The following is a 15,161-nucleotide window of genomic DNA, read 5'->3' on the forward strand; positions in this document are numbered from 1 at the left end:
ATTATAAATCTCATAATGGATTTTGCGAACAAAATCCGTACTCACTCGTTGTTCAGTTTTCAAAGATCAAACAATCTATGAAGTCTTTTATGATCTTCACTTTGTTTCACCACTTCATCTCAGCGGCGACTTTTATAATATATCATCTCTTTTTGAATTTTGCAAGAGTTTTTTTAAAATCTTTTTTTTGAGCAAATCCTTCAAAAAGGGACGAAAACTAATTTACCATGAATACATAATCGAGTCAATACTTTTTTTATCAGAGGCTACTGCGGAAATAACACTAATTTTCCTATAAGTCATTCTTTATTGTTTGCTCTGAGGAACACGCCCTCTGGGGGCATATTTGGACAGCTCCTTAGCAGGCGCAAAGCGGGCATACATGCGAAAGACTGTTTTATATCGAAGCGCAATTGCATAACGAATATCCTGGTCTAACCGAGTATCACTCATATCAAGCAGCATTTCATCGAGCTCCTTACGAAGAACGTAGTCCAGTTCCTTGCATTCTTTTTCGTTAAACAGCATTCCCAGCATATGACCATACTCCCTTATCAACATATTAGATCGAACTTATATTTGCTCAACTATTGTTCCAATCTGTACCTGTTTTTAAACTCGATTGCTAGGGTTTCAAACTTCTTATGATTTGTTGTAAGTTTTTTCTTTAAGCTCTCCCCTTTGTTATGTTCAATTTTCAGTAAATATATAAATAAATGGCCGCAATTTTTAATGTGACAATAACCGATAAGTTATGCCGCTCTCAATTGCAGATGCGACAAGCAGCAAGATGACAGACCATATAGACACAGTCAACGTCTGTTTTATAAAGACCTCCCACGTTTGACCACTTCTTTTTCGTTTCAATCCTATAGCTGAGCCAATCGCAGACATTGTTTTCATCCCAAACTTCATACCAAAGGCGCAAGCGACAATCAAAACTGGCAATTCAATTACACCATGAGGAAGTAGTCCTTTTACGACAATCTCGTACATGCTTCTTCCCATATCTTCCTGTAGATGCACTACAAATCCTAAAACCATCCCATTTACAATTAAAAAAATAAACGGCACGATTCCTAATAATGCTCCTGCAAATATCACGAGTACACACTTGATGGCATTATTAAAAAAGATAAACACAAAAAAACTCCATTGAGGATGATCAGATTGCTGCAAACGTTGAGCTACAGTTCCCAACCCCTTTATTTGTTGGGCCAACATGGACTGAATAGCGCCTGTGCTTAGCCAGCCTACTGCAATACTAATACAAAAGAGAAGCGCAGAAGCCAAAATGAACCGTCTGGTCGTATATATATCGCGAAAAAATGCTTTTAATCCCATTCATTAATCCCTCCTGTAAGTCTGATGGCATAATTGACAACCCCCTGCATAGCTTTAAGTAAACAAGCACTTCATAGGAAGAAAGGGGCATCATAAAACTATGAATTCTTTTTTCTATGTTCTAAACGGAAAAAAAATCAAGCGGTTCTTTATCGTCATAGCTGCTGCCGTCTTTGCTATCGGGGTCATCTATGTTGAAACTGATAATATTACCGTTTTTTCCGAGGAAACACCATCTGCGGTTTATAGTGTACCCACTGCCAAAAAGCTAATTGCTCTCACCTTTGACATCAGTTGGGGGGATAAGCGTACTGCTCCTATATTAAAGGTTCTTGAAGATAAAAAAGTGACCAAGGCCACTTTTTTTCTTTCTTCCCCATGGAGTAAAACACATCCAGATCTTGTAAATCAAATTAAAGACAGCGGATTTGAGATCGGAAGTCATGGCCATAAACACGAAAATTACAGCAGTTTAAGCGATGAAGAGATTCGCAAACAAATATCAACTGCTCACACTACACTAACCGAACTGACCGGGCAAGCACCAAAGTTGATTCGTATGCCTAATGGGGACTTTGACAAAAGAGTTCTTCAAGTGGCCAGCACTTTAGGCTACAAAACCATTCAATGGGATACCGATTCCTTGGATTGGAAAAATCCCGGCACTCAGGTTATTATTGACCGTGTTGTAAATAAAGCGCATCCCGGTGACATCGTTCTTCTTCATGCCAGTGATTCCTGCAAGCAAACTCATGAAGCATTGCCAGTTATTATTGACAAGCTGCGTGCACAAGGCTATGAATTCGTAACGGTATCTGAATTGCTTCAACAAGGTACATTAAAAGGCAAAGAGGTTCGTGATCAGGCTACAGGCCTTTAAGGAGTTATTTTACATCGTTCTCAGCAAAAAACCAAAACCCAACCGACATATTTCTCCTCATTCGTTCGCATACTATCCACATTCATTCATGAAGGAGGAATACGGCCATGAATTGGACTCGTTTGCGATATGTCAGCCTGATATGCGTACTGGGCGTTGCACTGGGCGGCTGTGGCTCGGATCAGAGTTCTTCACCTCCCCAGAACAGTTATAAAGAGACGAAAACGATGGTAGTCGATATCCTGAAAAGCGATGATGGAAAAAAAGCCATAGAAGAGGCTCTGACCGGGCAAAGCAGTTCATCCAAGGAAGGACAATCGGGCCAATCCGGTGAAGAAGGCGAGTCTGGTGCTGGATCTGGTGGCAGTTCCGGAGGTGGATCCGGCGGTGCTTCAGGTGGCATGGGAATGAAAATGCTTATGCCTGCACAATCGGCTGAGCAGATGAAAATTGCAGTCAAGGATACGCTCGTTTCACCTGAGTATAAAAAAGAAATCGAAAAAATTATGACCGACCCGCGTTTTGCCGGAGAATTTGCCAAAGCGATCAATAGCCAAAACAAACAGCTTCATATGCAGCTTATAAAGGATCCATCTTATCAGAAGTCCATTGAGTCCATGCTTAAGTCGCCAGAGCTGACCAAGATGTACATGGACCTGACTAAAACCCCTGAGTATCGCAAACAAGCTATGACTGTCATGCATGATGCTATGCAAAGTCCGATTTTCCGGCTTGAGGTGATGAATTTACTCAAAACTGTCGTACAAGAGGAGCTTCAGCCTAAGGTTGAGAAAAAAAGTCCTGGAGGCACAAGCGGCCAAAAGCAAGGCGGCGGCGGGGGTGGCGGCGGGGGTCAAGGCGAACAAGGAGGAGGTCAATAATAAAAAGGCTGGTTGCGCAACCAGCCTTTTTTCTTATTCAGATTCGGCGTGCAATGCCGTAATTTGAGCGGCGATATCGTTATAAATAGCTCCCGTTGCCGATTCAGGTTTATATACAGAAGGCGAAAAATCAGCTTCTGAAGGATGATTATCCGGAATTCCCAACGGGATCTGCGCCAGTAGCTTGGTATGGAGAGTATCAGCTAGCATAGCCCCTCCTCCACGGCCGAAAACATAATCCTTTTCACCAGTAAAGGATACATAATAGGACATATTCTCCACAACGCCAATGATTTTATGATCCGTTTGGAGCGCCATCGCGCCCGCACGCGCTGCCACAAAGGCGGCCGTCGCATGAGGAGTAGTGACGATGATTTCTTCGCTCTGCGGAATCATTTGATGTACGTCAAGCGCTACATCCCCGGTACCCGGCGGTAAATCGAGGATCATATAGTCCAGTTTCCCCCATTGGACATCACTAAAGAACTGTCTGAGCATTCTTCCCAGCATAGGACCTCTCCAGATAACAGGACTGTTCTCTCTGACAAAGAAGCCCATAGACATGAGCTTGACACCAAACCTCTCCACCGGCTGAATAATTCCTTCTTCTACAACAGGAACATCCTCCGTCCCAATCATATCCGGCACACTAAAGCCATAGATATCGGCATCAATCAAACCGACACGTTTACCCTGCCTGGCTAAAGCAGCCGCTAAATTTACAGCTACCGTTGACTTCCCTACACCACCTTTTCCACTCGCAATGGCAATAAAACGAACGCCAGATGCCGGATTAAGCAGTTCATGTTCTTCCATACCTGCAGCATGTCCTTTGGTTAAAACGGGATCAGTTGTTGCTTCGGGCGCGCCCTCTGTTTGAATAGCGGATCTTTCATACTCAGAGGCTTCACGAATACGAATATGAACGTGACTCACCCCTGCCTCCTCCAACCTCTGTCGGATTTCCCTCTCCAACTCTGTCCGTTCCTTTTCCCCGGTATCCAGACTAACCACAGTCAAGGATACGTGTTCCTCTTTTACAACAATATCCCGAATAAAATGAAGATCAACCAGGCTACGGCCTGTATGAGGCTCTCGCACCTGTTGAAGTAGCTCTATAACTTGCTCTCTGGATTGCATGAATAATCAGCACCTCTGCTCCAATGAATTTACGTAGTTGTAAACAATTATAGTATACCACTATCTGACTTTAGATGCTGACGATACCCCCTTTTCTCCAGCGCTATAACGTAAAATCCCCTTGTAGATGGATGCCGCTACCTGTCGCTGATAGGTTTCATCACTCAGCCGTCTAGCCTCCTCAGGATGAGATAAAAATCCGACTTCTACTAGAGCAGATGGCATTTTGAGTGCCTTCAACAAATACACTGTATCCACCGTCTTGGCCACTCTGTCCGTGTTTTCCATATTGCGCTTAATCTCCTCCTGAATAAGGGAGGCCAGATTCTCATTATCCTTATGGTTGGGAACATAAAAGGTTTGCGCTCCACTCCAACGGCTGGATGGGATACTGTTCATGTGAATGCTCAAAAAAAGGTCCGCTTTATGCTCCTCAATCATGCGCACACGCTGTTTTAAATCCTCTGTTTTTCTTCTTGAATAGCCTTTGGTTTCCGGTTGAGCCAAATCGCGGTCATCCTCACGTGTCATAACGACAACAGCTCCTGCTTGTTGCAGGTAATCCCGCAAATATAGAGCAATCGCCAGGTTAATATCTTTTTCAATGATCCCCGCCTTGCTAACTGCCCCTCCATCAGGCCCTCCATGTCCTGCATCTATAGCAATTACTTTACCTGCAAGCGGAAGACTCCAGTGGGTCCAGGCTCTCGAAGCAGGTATCTCATATATAACCAGCACAATAAACAGAACGGCGAGACAACAGCCCAATAGCATTTTTTGCAGCGTTCGATAGCGAATCCACAGTGTAACCTCATGTTTACGATTATTTTTTTGCACAACAAAACACCTCCGTCCTATACAGATACTAATGATCTATATGGGACGAGGCGGACAAATAGTACAATTTAGGAAGGAACAAATTCTTTCATGCCCTCTATCAGCACTTGAGCAACTTCAGGTCGTGTAAACTCAGGCGGCGGACAAACACCAGAGCGTAGCAATCCCCGTACCTTGGTGCCTGAAAGCGCCAAATGATGCTCCTTTGGATGAGGGCAGGTTTTGCTTGAAGCCATATTTCCACAACGGGTGCAATAAAAGCTATGCTCAAAAAATAATGGAGTAATGCCCAGCTCCTCAGGAGTGAAATCTCCGAAAATCTCCTGCGCTTCGTAGGTGCCATAATAGTCTCCTACACCAGCGTGATCTCTTCCAACAATAAAATGGGTGCAGCCATAGTTTTTACGCACAATCGCATGGAAAATAGCCTCTCTTGGACCCGCATACCGCATAGCAGCAGGAAACACCCCCAGAAAAGCCCGATCAGCCGGGTAATAATGGTCCAGCAGCACCAGATAGCTGCTCATACGTACATCTGCCGGAACATCATCTGATTTGGTTTCACCAACGAGCGGATTTAGAAATAGCCCATCAACTATCTCCATGGCGCTTTTTTGGATGTACTCATGCGCACGGTGTACCGGATTACGTGTTTGGAAACCGACTACTGTTTTCCAGCCCTTTTCGGCAAAATGTTGGCGCGTTTGAGCTGGTGTGTAATAAAAATCGCTAAACTGCGCAGGTTCTGGTCGATTCAGTACTTGTACGGAGCCACCCACATAAGTAGCTGGGCGATCTAGAAGTTTTTTCACACCAGGATGAGCCGGATCATCCGTTTTGAATACACGTCTGGCTTCCTCGGCCTGATCAGCCTGATAAATACTCTCAATATCAAGCACGGCATAGATGGTTGCACCTGTTTCACCTACTAAGGCAACTTGCTGGCCTACGTGTAGCTCACTGGCTATGCTCTCTGTAACTGCAAGCGTGATGGGAATACTCCAGACTGTGCCATCGGCAAGACGCATTTCCGTAACCACTGACCGATAGTCAGTCTCATTCATAAACCCGGTTAAGGGGGAAAATGCCCCTACTCCAATCAAGTCCAGGTCCGAAATAGTCCACGAGTTTACTCGGATCGGAAACAATTCATGCGCAGCCTGCAAAAGTGTTTTTTGCTCCGGGCCTGTTATGATTCTATTAACTAGCGTTCCGCCATGCGGAAGAATTGCAGTCATAATGCACTTCCTTTCTAATTATTAGTACAATTCAAAGCTAAGGTATGCAAATTTATTGATGGAGCCCGCATTCGGTTTTCTCATTGCCTGACCAGCGGCCTGCACGTGGGTCTTCACCTGGTAAGACTTGACGTGTGCATTGCTCGCATCCGATGCTTGGAAAATTGCGATCATGCAACGGATTATACAACACTTGATGAGTATGGATATAATTCCATACATCTTCCGACTGCCAGCTCGCCAGTGGATTGAATTTAACAAGTCCAAATTTCTGGTCATACTCCACCTTTTTTGCATTGGCACGGGTAGGTGCCTGGTCGCGGCGAATGCCGGTAATCCAGGCATCGTATTGGGACAAAATACGTGTCAGCGGCTCAACCTTGCGTATTCCGCAGCATGCGTTGGGATCTGATTTCCACAGCTCCTCTCCATGCTCAGCTGCTTGCTCTTCGGGAGTCATTAGAGGAGACACCCGTACAAACTCCAAATTGTATCTATGCTTGAGCCGATCTCGTGTATCATACGTTTCTTGAAAATGAAAATCAGTGTCCAAGTAAAAAATGTCGGTAGAGGGACTAATTTTTTGTAGCATATCTACAAGTACTATATCTTCCGCACCAAAGCTGCAAGCAAAGGTGAGATTAGGGAATGTTTGAACAGCATACCGGATAACTTCCTCGGGAGTTGCCTCTTCCAGCTCAACCGCTTTGACTTTAATCAATGCTTCTTTCTCCAATAAGTTCATGCCTAATTCGCCTCCATCTGAAGATTCATAAATAAGTACCATGTTCTAAATACCGACTAAACTAATAAGAATAAGTAAAGTATAAAACTTTCATACTCATTGTCAATCCAGAGCAATATACCCTGATATAAACATTATTCAGTCCGAAGTGAGCAGAAACGCTGTTCTGCCAGTATTCTAACCCCAGATCCTTTGCATCCAGTCAAATTCCGTGAGCTTATATAAAATATTTTTATAAAATACATTTGGAAAAGCAGGCCGAACATTACTTACGCTTCAAGCCTCTCTCAGGCTAAAGTTCAGCTTCTATTTAAACGCCTAAAGTAAAGGGATTCTAAGCGTTTTTCCAAAGAGTCTTTGATGAAACGATTAACGTTTCGAGAATTGTGGTGCACGACGAGCAGCTTTGAGACCGTATTTTTACGTTCGAAAATATAACGTTAGGATGCGTTCAGTTTTCCGCAGTATAGATAGGAAAGAAAAATTTTGTTTCCGATTATTTAGGGCCTATTCTGGTTCAAATATGGTAAAAATACGGTCAAAAAAAGAAACCTCTGCTGACCTTGAAGACGGCAGGAGTTTCTTTTATATTTTTCTATGGAACCAATTTGGATTGACTATATGAAACATTAATAACAGAATCATCAAAGAGAACTATATTATATCCCCCCGTGTAACTTCCTTATCATTTGTAACTCTCATCGTTATAGTTAAATCTGAATAACTCGGCTGCCAAGTCTTGTGTGTTTGCATCCCTTTGTAGAGAACATAATCATTTTTTTCAGTTAAAACTTATCTTCCTCCTACTTTATAACAATACATAACTGACCTGCCTTAACCGCTAAATATTTAACGGCCTGGTGAAACTTTCTGCGCCAGCTCCAGCATAATTACGCTCTACCCATGCATAGGCGTCCTGGGCCAGTTGCCCGATAAGGTTACGCTGTTCCACAGAAAAACGTGCCTCGTATACGGGTTTAAGCTTGCGGTATAATACAGTGCCAAGAGTCAGCCCTTCGATAGTAGCCAGACTTACGACAGACAGTGTAATTGTGGTAATGTCTTGTTCGATCACGAATATTTGTTGTCTTCGCAAAATAAAGTATTAGACTGGCAGCGGCATTAAACGAACGGGCTGCAGATAATGTAATAGACACAGACCTAGCCCAGCAGTTCTTTGGCTCCGTTCATGACTAAGGGCATGGTCTGTTTAACGAATGATTCTGCAGTTAATACACGCCCCTCTTTGTTCCAAGCATAAGCTGCCCCATACATCCCCCAACTTAACATGATCGAAGCTGTATTTATTAATAATTTCGCGTTTGGACTTGAAAGCATCTTGTCTTTGTTTATAAAGGAGAGAATTATCGTTTGAATTTTTTCCTTTATTCGAATTTCGAACTCAAGTCCAAGCGATGAATAGCTTCGTTTGCACGAGGCGCTGAGATCTTTGTGAAAATCGCATATAGCCAGAAAAATATTTTCAATAGTTTCTTCGTTTAATACCACATGACCGCTTATTCGGGGAGTTATGATCGCCATAAAAGATTCATTGATCATAGATTCAAGGATCGCAAATTTATCTGTAAAGTGTGCATAAAAAGTCGATCTGTTTACAGTAGCCTTCTCTGTGATATCTCTAGTAGTTATCGTTTCAAAGTCTTTTTCTTTAACCAAAGAAATGAAAGCATCTTGCAAGAGTTGACGAGTACGTTTCACACGCGGATCATATTTATTTTTATGAATTGTCATAGAAAAGGCCTCCACATGAAACAACATTATCGAAATGGTGTTGTCTAAACAACGATTTAATTATATTGATGGTTGTGACCGCTCTACAGTTATTATAACCTACAAATACAACAAATGTTGTCTAAGTGTCTTATGTTCGATAATTGCTGTTGCATTGAAAAACCTACGTTCCAAGAGGAGGAGAGAACTATGTCCGTTTCGCAATTACCACAACTACCTGGGCAACAAATTTTTTTCGATGTTATTCGAGAACGCCGGTCGGTTCGCAGCTATGATCCCGAAGTCAAAATTTCGCGGGAGGAATTGAACGAAATATTGCGGCAGTCCACGCTGGCTCCCTCGGGCGCCAACCTGCAGCCGTGGCGTTTTCTTGTTATCGATTCTCCGGATCTGAAGCAAAAACTGCTTCCGATCGCATTCAATCAACAACAAGTGGTTGAAGCTTCTGCTATCATCGCCGTTCTTGGAGACCTTGAGAACATTCGGATGGCCGAGAAGATTTACAGCCTGGCTGTCGATGCGGGTTATATGCCTCCAGATACGGCAAAATCGTTTGTCGAACGCTATACCGACATGTATGCGAGCATGCCGCCCGAGATCGTCCATCAAATTGTATATACCGACTGCGGGCTAGTTTCGATGCAACTCATGCTCGTTGCCCGTGCCAAAGGCTACGATACGGTACCGATGGGCGGTTATGACAAACAAAAGTTCGTGAAAGCTTTCGGCATATCAGAGCGGTATGTTCCGATTATGCTGATCGCCATCGGCAAGGCGGTAAAGCCCGGTCATCCGACGGTAAGGCTACCAATCGACGATGTAGCTTTCTTCAACGAAATGCATAAGGCATAAGAAAATGCAACGGTAGGCTACGTGAACGATAGCATAATAAATCAGCGGCAGTCTAAGACTTTATTTTTGAAGTCCTAGTGCGTCGCTGTTTCATTTTAGGGCCAGTCTAATACTTAATTGAAAAAGGCTGACGATACTTCTTGCCTTAAAGCCTGTAATATCAGGCAGTCGAGTCTAATAGTTTATTTTCTCCGAACATTTGTCTCCCTTCGTATTGAATATACCCACCCGATCAAGTAAGGTGACCATGCGGTAAAAGTCGTAGCTACCGTCATTAGCCGTATCCAGGACACCCTTAGCTTTTGCGTTAATACAGGCTTGTTCTGCCCACTCTGGTACTTTAGGCTGCTTGGCTGCTGTCTCCAACGTTTTGATACGGTCATCCTGCTTTTGTACGATTACTTGCAACTCCTTAAACGCTGCCTTTTCTTCTGCTGTCATTTCCTCATCCTCCGTTTTATTAATCTTCATTAAAGCTGCATCAAGCTGGGCCTGAGTTGGGCGCTTGCCTGCCCGAAATTGAGCCGTCGTGATTCCAAAGACCATCTGCAGGTGAGGCATATCTTTAAAACTGCGCCAGTCTCCGCCCCACTCGAAACCCAAATCCTTAGCGATAGCCACAACTTGCATCCAGTCAGACCTATGGTCTGCATTACCATCACGTTTAGTATCCCAGCTTACGAATTTTCCGTCCGGCAGCCAAAGAGCAAAATCTACAGCCACACCAAAATTGTGGTAGCTGTCCCCTCCTTGGCGTTTGTGACCCTTTGTCCCGGTTTATTCCGACCTTGTGCGTAAAGATAATTTTGCTCCGCTATAGTCCACAATCCATGTGTCATTACGATAGGTATACCTAAAGCAAACGCAGGTAATCAAACAGTTATGCCTAAAGAGTTCGTTGAACTACAAGAAGCCGATGCGGATCAATTCGTGCTCTATGCTTCAATGCCTTTTTTTATGTTGTCTAGGCTTAAGCTACCGACATTATTCAACGATGTACTTGTATATCTGTCGGAAATATTTGAGGTCCCCATTTACCTAGCTAGAAAAAAAGATTAAAACAAATTATGCGTCGAAATTATGAAGGGCAAATACGGACAAGTATTGAACAGCAAACTACTGCTGCGAAAGGGGTTCAAAAAAAGAACCACACATTAGCGAAACAATAATTTATGCCTATTATGATCAGTCATTTACTTATGAAAACTCTTCTCAGCTAATATTTCATGTAGATGAAATTACGCTATCTCAAAAAAGAGAAATCCAATTCCTTTGGATGATCGAAAACATGAGAATGTACGCCAATCAAGTCGTTGAATATGCAGTTGAAATGAAACTGAGAAAAACCAACCCAATGAAAGATGTAACTATACCAAAAAGAGAAGAAGAGCAACTTGCGGAGAAACAGGAAGAGAGGAACTACTAGGAGAAAGACGAAATAAAAAATTTTCTTACAATAATAAAGCAAGCCTGTAGTAACCGGGATTACTTAATGTTCCATTTATTAATTTATACCGGAGCGAGAAAAGGAGAACTCCTAGCTTTACGCTGGAGCGATATTGACTTTAGAAAAAAACAATCGACAAAAAAGCTTACACTCCTCTAACCTCCAAAACGCCTGCTTCCAGACGCGTTCTTAGTTTAGACAACACAACCCTTTCCCTACTCAAAAAACAGCGTACAGAGCAAAGCAGAGGTGTTGTACAGCCAATAGGTTATAACGATGACAGAATGATTTTTACACGTGAGGATGGAACACCAATTCGCTTGGCCTACCCAAATGACAAACTGAATGAAATCATTCGCTCTAACAAATTACCCAAAATAACCGTACATGGCTTAAGACATACTCATGCATCCCTTTTGTTTGAAGCTGGGGCCAGCATTAAAGAAGTACAGGAATGTCTTGGACATTCAGATATTAAAATAACTATGAACATTTATACGTATGTAACAAAGCAGTTAAAGAAAAAAATGCTGATCTGTTTGAAAAATTCACGGAATTTGATCCTCCAATCGCTGGTTCAGATGTGGTCACGAATGATCAAGAATAATATAAAAATGGTCAAAATATGGTCACAGCACATTTTGTCTCAAAATTAAAGCCCCTGACCAATGAAGGCCAAGGGCTGAAATTCCTTGATATACAAGGGATATTAACGTTTCGAGAATTGTGGTGCGCGACGAGCAGCTTTGAGACCGTATTTTTTACGTTCCTTCATACGTGGGTCACGAGTCAGGAAGCCCGCTTTTTTCAAAGCTGGACGGAAATCCGGATCTGCTTTCAACAGAGCACGGGAAATACCGTGGCGAATTGCGCCTGCTTGACCAGAGATACCACCGCCATGAGCGATAACGAGTACGTCATAGCTACCCATTGTTTCTGTCAGGTTCAATGGTTGTTTAACAATCAGTTTGAGTGTTTCCAAACCAAAATAATCATTAATGTCACGCTTGTTGATGACAATGCGTCCTTCACCCGGTACGAGACGAACACGAGCTACCGAATGTTTACGACGACCTGTCCCATAGTATTGTACTTGTGCCATGAAACTGTCCTCCTTTTAATTATCCGCGAAGTTCGTAAACTTCAGGTTTTTGTGCTGCATGTGGATGCTCAGTGCCTCTGTAAGCTTTCAGTCTCAGCTTCATTTTCTCACCTTGACGAGTTTTAGGAAGCATACCATGAACAGCTAATTCCAACATACGTTCTGGTTTGTTCTTAACCATATCTTGTGCAACCGTTACTTTCAAACCACCTGGATGCATGGAGTGACGGTAGTATTTCTTGTTCTCCATTTTTTTACCAGTCAGAGCGATTTTCTCCGCATTGATTACAATAACGAAATCACCTGTGTCCACATGTGGTGTAAATTGTGGCTTATGTTTGCCGCGAATCAAAGCAGCCGCTTCGCTTGCCAGACGACCGAGCGTTTTACCTTCGGCATCGATGATGTGCCATTTGCGCTCAACTTCATTTGGCTTAGCCATGTACGTAGTACGCATGAAAAGTTTCCTCCCTAAGTTCATTAACAGAAATCGTCATTTATCTTCGTTCGTTAACTTGCTACATTTTTGATGGATTAGATGTTGCTTTTAATGTGATCATCTTAATTGGGGCTGTGGGAAAGCCATTAAGAAAACACAACTTTTATATTACAGGATAACCAGCAAATTCGCAAGGAAAAAATCAATGTTTTTCATTGATTTCCTCATACTCCACACCCCAAAGCGTTAAAGCGTGTCCTACCGCTGTTGGCCCGGCCTTTGAACGATTTTTCGCCTCCAAAATAAATGGAATATCATCCGCTGATTTCTTGCCTTCTCCCACTTCCAGCAGAGTCCCCATAATGATCCGTACCATATGCTGCAAAAATCCGTTACCTGTAATATAAGTATGAATAATTCCCTGATCATCCGAGCCTGGACGAGAAAAGGAATAATCTACCGTTATATAGGCTTCGTAAATGGTGCGAACATGATTCGTCTTTTGAGAATGTCGGGATGCAAACGAAGTATAGTCAAAGGTCCCTACTAAATGTGCCAGTCCCTGTTCCATTGCTTGTACATCTAATTTGGTTGGGTGGTGCGCCTGTGTACGACGGTGAAAGATATCCGGGAACCGGTTAGCATTAATGCTGTACCGATATGTCTTACGCTTTGCCATACGACGCGCGTGAAAAGACAACGGAACCTCTCTTGCATCCGTAACAATAATATCACGGGGCAACCACGCATTTAGGGCAAGGCACCAACGTTCAATGGGAATAGGCGACTCGGTATGAAAATTAAATACTTGCCCATATGCATGTACGCCAGCGTCTGTGCGACCTGAACCTGTGATTTTAAGACGTTCCCCCGTCAATGAATAAATAGCACTCTCCAGATAATCCTGAATTGTATTGCCGCTGGGCTGAGTCTGAAAACCATCATACTCGGTTCCGTCGTAGTTCACTTTCATGCACAAGTTCCGCACATTTCTTCACACCTTTACAGGGTAATCTCTGGGTCTATGAGAATAAACCGAACATAGCAAAGGAGAAGCCCTCCGGACTTCTCCAAGAGAAAAAAAGGGTTGTTCAGAATCAAGCTGATTCTGTCCACCCTTCCCTCATCTTCGCCTGTCTACGCGCGGTCAACCAATTCCAGATATACCATTGGAGCAGCGTCGCCACGACGAGGTCCCAGCTTCAGGATACGAGTGTATCCACCTGGACGCTCATTGTAACGTGTAGCCAATTCGCTAAACAGTTTTTGGATTGCATCCTGCTCACCATCCACAGTTTCACGGCGAACGAACGCAGCCACTTGACGGCGTGCGTGCAGATCCCCCTTTTTCGCTTTGGTGATCAGTTTTTCTGCAATAGAACGAACTTCTTTCGCTTTAGCCTCAGTAGTTTGGATACGCTCGTACAAGAACAGATCGGTTACCAAATCACGAAACAAAGCTTTACGGGCACTAGAGTTACGGCCCAATTTTTGGTATGCCATGTAATTTCCCCTCCTTCACAAAAACGTTGCTGTCTATTCTTCCGTACGAAGTCCTAAACCAAGTTCCTCAAGCTTCTCTTGTACTTCTTCCAAAGATTTGCGTCCCAAGTTGCGGACCTTCATCATATCTTCTTCAGATTTAGTCGTGAGTTCTTGTACCGTATTGATACCAGCGCGCTTAAGGCAGTTATAGGAACGGACGGAGAGATCCAGCTCTTCGATCGTCATTTCAAGAACTTTTTCTTTCTTGTCTTCTTCTTTTTCGACCATAATTTCCGCATCTTTTGCTTCGTCCGTGAGACCCACGAACAGCATTACATGCTCGGTCAAAATTTTGGCTCCAAGGCTCACTGCTTCCTCAGGCCGAATACTTCCGTCAGTCCAAACCTCAAGTGTCAGTTTGTCATAATTCGTAACCTGGCCGACACGCGTATTTTCTACTCCATAGTTCACACGTGCAATCGGAGTATAGATGGAGTCGACGGGAATGACGCCGATCGGCTGGTCATCACGTTTATTCCGATCCTGCTTAACGTAACCACGACCACGATTGGCAAAAATGCGCATGTGGAGTCTCGAACCCGGTCCGAGAGTAGCAATGTGAAGATCCGGATTAAGAATTTCTACATCACTATCCGCACGAATATCTCCTGCCGTTACAACCCCTTCGCCTTCCGCATCGATTTCGAGTACTTTCTCTTCATCCGAGTGGATTTTAAGCGATAAAGCTTTCAAGTTCAGAATGATCTCCGTTACGTCTTCCTTCACACCGGGAACCGTTGCAAACTCGTGGAGAACTCCATCGATCTGAACCGATGTGACTGCTGCCCCAGGTAACGAGGACAACAGAATACGACGAAGCGAGTTCCCCAGCGTCGTACCGTACCCACGTTCCAGCGGTTCTACCACGAATTTTCCATAGGTGCCATCATCATTGACGTCGACCGTCTCAATTTTCGGCTTTTCGATCTCTATCACTGCAATATCCCTCCTTCAAAACG

19 protein-coding genes and 1 pseudogene are annotated in these 15,161 nt (G+C 43.5%); 6 read left to right on the plus strand and 14 right to left on the minus strand.

The window, feature by feature from the left end; all coding sequences use genetic code 11:
• Window positions 1-306: 306 nt before the first annotated feature.
• Window positions 307-537 (minus strand): hypothetical protein, encoded by a 231-nt coding sequence (locus JO375_RS00330; protein ID WP_229522614.1) that lies wholly within the window; start codon window positions 535-537, stop codon window positions 307-309.
• 192 nt (window positions 538-729) lie between these two features.
• Window positions 730-1,344, minus strand: coding sequence for a stage II sporulation protein M (locus JO375_RS00335; RefSeq protein WP_229522615.1), 615 nt, complete (start codon window positions 1,342-1,344; stop codon window positions 730-732).
• A 100-nt stretch (window positions 1,345-1,444) separates the two neighbouring features.
• On the opposite strand from JO375_RS00335, the gene pdaB reads away from it, so the two are divergent.
• Both pdaB and gerD read left to right on the plus strand, forming a co-directional pair.
• Window positions 1,445-2,224: a polysaccharide deacetylase family sporulation protein PdaB gene (pdaB, locus tag JO375_RS00340; RefSeq protein WP_229522616.1), complete on the plus strand. Its 780-nt coding sequence runs from the start codon at window positions 1,445-1,447 to the stop codon at window positions 2,222-2,224.
• A 107-nt stretch (window positions 2,225-2,331) separates the two neighbouring features.
• Entirely contained in the window at window positions 2,332-3,105 is a 774-nt protein-coding gene (gene gerD / locus JO375_RS00345) for a spore germination lipoprotein GerD (RefSeq protein ID WP_229522617.1), read from the plus strand.
• Window positions 3,106-3,138: 33 nt separating this feature from the next.
• Here gerD and JO375_RS00350 read toward each other — a convergent pair whose 3' ends face one another.
• From JO375_RS00350 to JO375_RS00380, 6 genes are all read right to left on the minus strand, one after another.
• On the minus strand, window positions 3,139-4,245 hold the full coding sequence (locus JO375_RS00350) for an Mrp/NBP35 family ATP-binding protein (protein WP_322098674.1): 1,107 nt from the start codon (window positions 4,243-4,245) through the stop codon (window positions 3,139-3,141).
• Between the two features lie 60 nt (window positions 4,246-4,305).
• Window positions 4,306-5,082 (minus strand): N-acetylmuramoyl-L-alanine amidase CwlD, encoded by a 777-nt coding sequence (gene cwlD / locus JO375_RS00360; RefSeq protein ID WP_229522618.1) that lies wholly within the window; start codon window positions 5,080-5,082, stop codon window positions 4,306-4,308.
• Between the two features lie 68 nt (window positions 5,083-5,150).
• Window positions 5,151-6,320: a sulfate adenylyltransferase gene (sat, locus tag JO375_RS00365; RefSeq protein ID WP_229522619.1), complete on the minus strand. Its 1,170-nt coding sequence runs from the start codon at window positions 6,318-6,320 to the stop codon at window positions 5,151-5,153.
• A 52-nt stretch (window positions 6,321-6,372) separates the two neighbouring features.
• Window positions 6,373-7,065, minus strand: a complete 693-nt coding sequence (locus tag JO375_RS00370; RefSeq protein ID WP_229522620.1) for a phosphoadenylyl-sulfate reductase — start codon at window positions 7,063-7,065, stop codon at window positions 6,373-6,375.
• An 841-nt stretch (window positions 7,066-7,906) separates the two neighbouring features.
• Window positions 7,907-8,140 carry a hypothetical protein gene (locus tag JO375_RS00375; RefSeq protein WP_229522621.1) on the minus strand — a complete coding sequence of 78 codons (234 nt, stop codon included), beginning with the start codon at window positions 8,138-8,140 and terminating at the stop codon, window positions 7,907-7,909.
• Window positions 8,141-8,226: 86 nt separating this feature from the next.
• Window positions 8,227-8,817: a TetR/AcrR family transcriptional regulator gene (locus JO375_RS00380; protein ID WP_229522622.1), complete on the minus strand. Its 591-nt coding sequence runs from the start codon at window positions 8,815-8,817 to the stop codon at window positions 8,227-8,229.
• A gap of 189 nt (window positions 8,818-9,006) precedes the next feature.
• Between JO375_RS00380 and JO375_RS00385 the strand changes: the two genes are divergently transcribed.
• Complete coding sequence (locus JO375_RS00385) at window positions 9,007-9,669, plus strand: nitroreductase family protein (protein ID WP_229522623.1); 663 nt, start codon at window positions 9,007-9,009, stop codon at window positions 9,667-9,669.
• A gap of 174 nt (window positions 9,670-9,843) precedes the next feature.
• Here JO375_RS00385 and JO375_RS00390 read toward each other — a convergent pair.
• Window positions 9,844-10,532, minus strand: a pseudogene (locus tag JO375_RS00390) (M15 family metallopeptidase); the annotation flags it as partial.
• Window positions 10,533-10,957: 425 nt separating this feature from the next.
• On the opposite strand from JO375_RS00390, the gene JO375_RS00395 reads away from it, so the two are divergent.
• The 3 genes from JO375_RS00395 to JO375_RS00400 are packed head-to-tail and all read left to right on the plus strand — an operon-like array spanning window position 10,958 to window position 11,772.
• Window positions 10,958-11,095: a hypothetical protein gene (locus JO375_RS00395; protein WP_229522624.1), complete on the plus strand. Its 138-nt coding sequence runs from the start codon at window positions 10,958-10,960 to the stop codon at window positions 11,093-11,095.
• Between the two features lie 12 nt (window positions 11,096-11,107).
• The gene (locus tag JO375_RS24900; protein WP_377532060.1) at window positions 11,108-11,275 is read left to right on the plus strand and encodes a tyrosine-type recombinase/integrase; all 168 of its coding nucleotides are present in this window, start codon (window positions 11,108-11,110) and stop codon (window positions 11,273-11,275) included.
• On the plus strand, window positions 11,248-11,772 hold the full coding sequence (locus JO375_RS00400) for a site-specific integrase (RefSeq protein WP_267497640.1): 525 nt from the start codon (window positions 11,248-11,250) through the stop codon (window positions 11,770-11,772). The genes JO375_RS24900 and JO375_RS00400 overlap by 28 nt, the downstream gene beginning before the upstream one ends.
• 53 nt (window positions 11,773-11,825) lie before the next feature.
• Here the strand turns inward: JO375_RS00400 and rpsI are convergent, their stop codons facing one another.
• The 5 genes from rpsI to JO375_RS00425 all read right to left on the minus strand — a co-directional run bounded on the left by rpsI (window position 11,826) and on the right by JO375_RS00425 (window position 15,138).
• On the minus strand, window positions 11,826-12,218 hold the full coding sequence (rpsI, locus tag JO375_RS00405) for a 30S ribosomal protein S9 (RefSeq protein ID WP_229522625.1): 393 nt from the start codon (window positions 12,216-12,218) through the stop codon (window positions 11,826-11,828).
• Between the two features lie 19 nt (window positions 12,219-12,237).
• Window positions 12,238-12,675, minus strand: coding sequence for a 50S ribosomal protein L13 (gene rplM / locus JO375_RS00410; protein WP_229522626.1), 438 nt, complete (start codon window positions 12,673-12,675; stop codon window positions 12,238-12,240).
• Between the two features lie 184 nt (window positions 12,676-12,859).
• On the minus strand, window positions 12,860-13,645 hold the full coding sequence (gene truA, locus JO375_RS00415; protein ID WP_229522627.1) for a tRNA pseudouridine(38-40) synthase TruA: 786 nt from the start codon (window positions 13,643-13,645) through the stop codon (window positions 12,860-12,862).
• A 149-nt stretch (window positions 13,646-13,794) separates the two neighbouring features.
• Window positions 13,795-14,160, minus strand: coding sequence for a 50S ribosomal protein L17 (gene rplQ, locus JO375_RS00420; protein WP_007432557.1), 366 nt, complete (start codon window positions 14,158-14,160; stop codon window positions 13,795-13,797).
• A gap of 33 nt (window positions 14,161-14,193) precedes the next feature.
• Window positions 14,194-15,138, minus strand: a complete 945-nt coding sequence (locus JO375_RS00425) for a DNA-directed RNA polymerase subunit alpha (RefSeq protein WP_007432558.1) — start codon at window positions 15,136-15,138, stop codon at window positions 14,194-14,196.
• Window positions 15,139-15,161: the final 23 nt, after the last annotated feature.

Origin of the sequence: Paenibacillus farraposensis (assembly GCF_020736845.1) — a bacterium.
Classification (GTDB): domain Bacteria; phylum Bacillota; class Bacilli; order Paenibacillales; family Paenibacillaceae; genus Paenibacillus; species Paenibacillus farraposensis.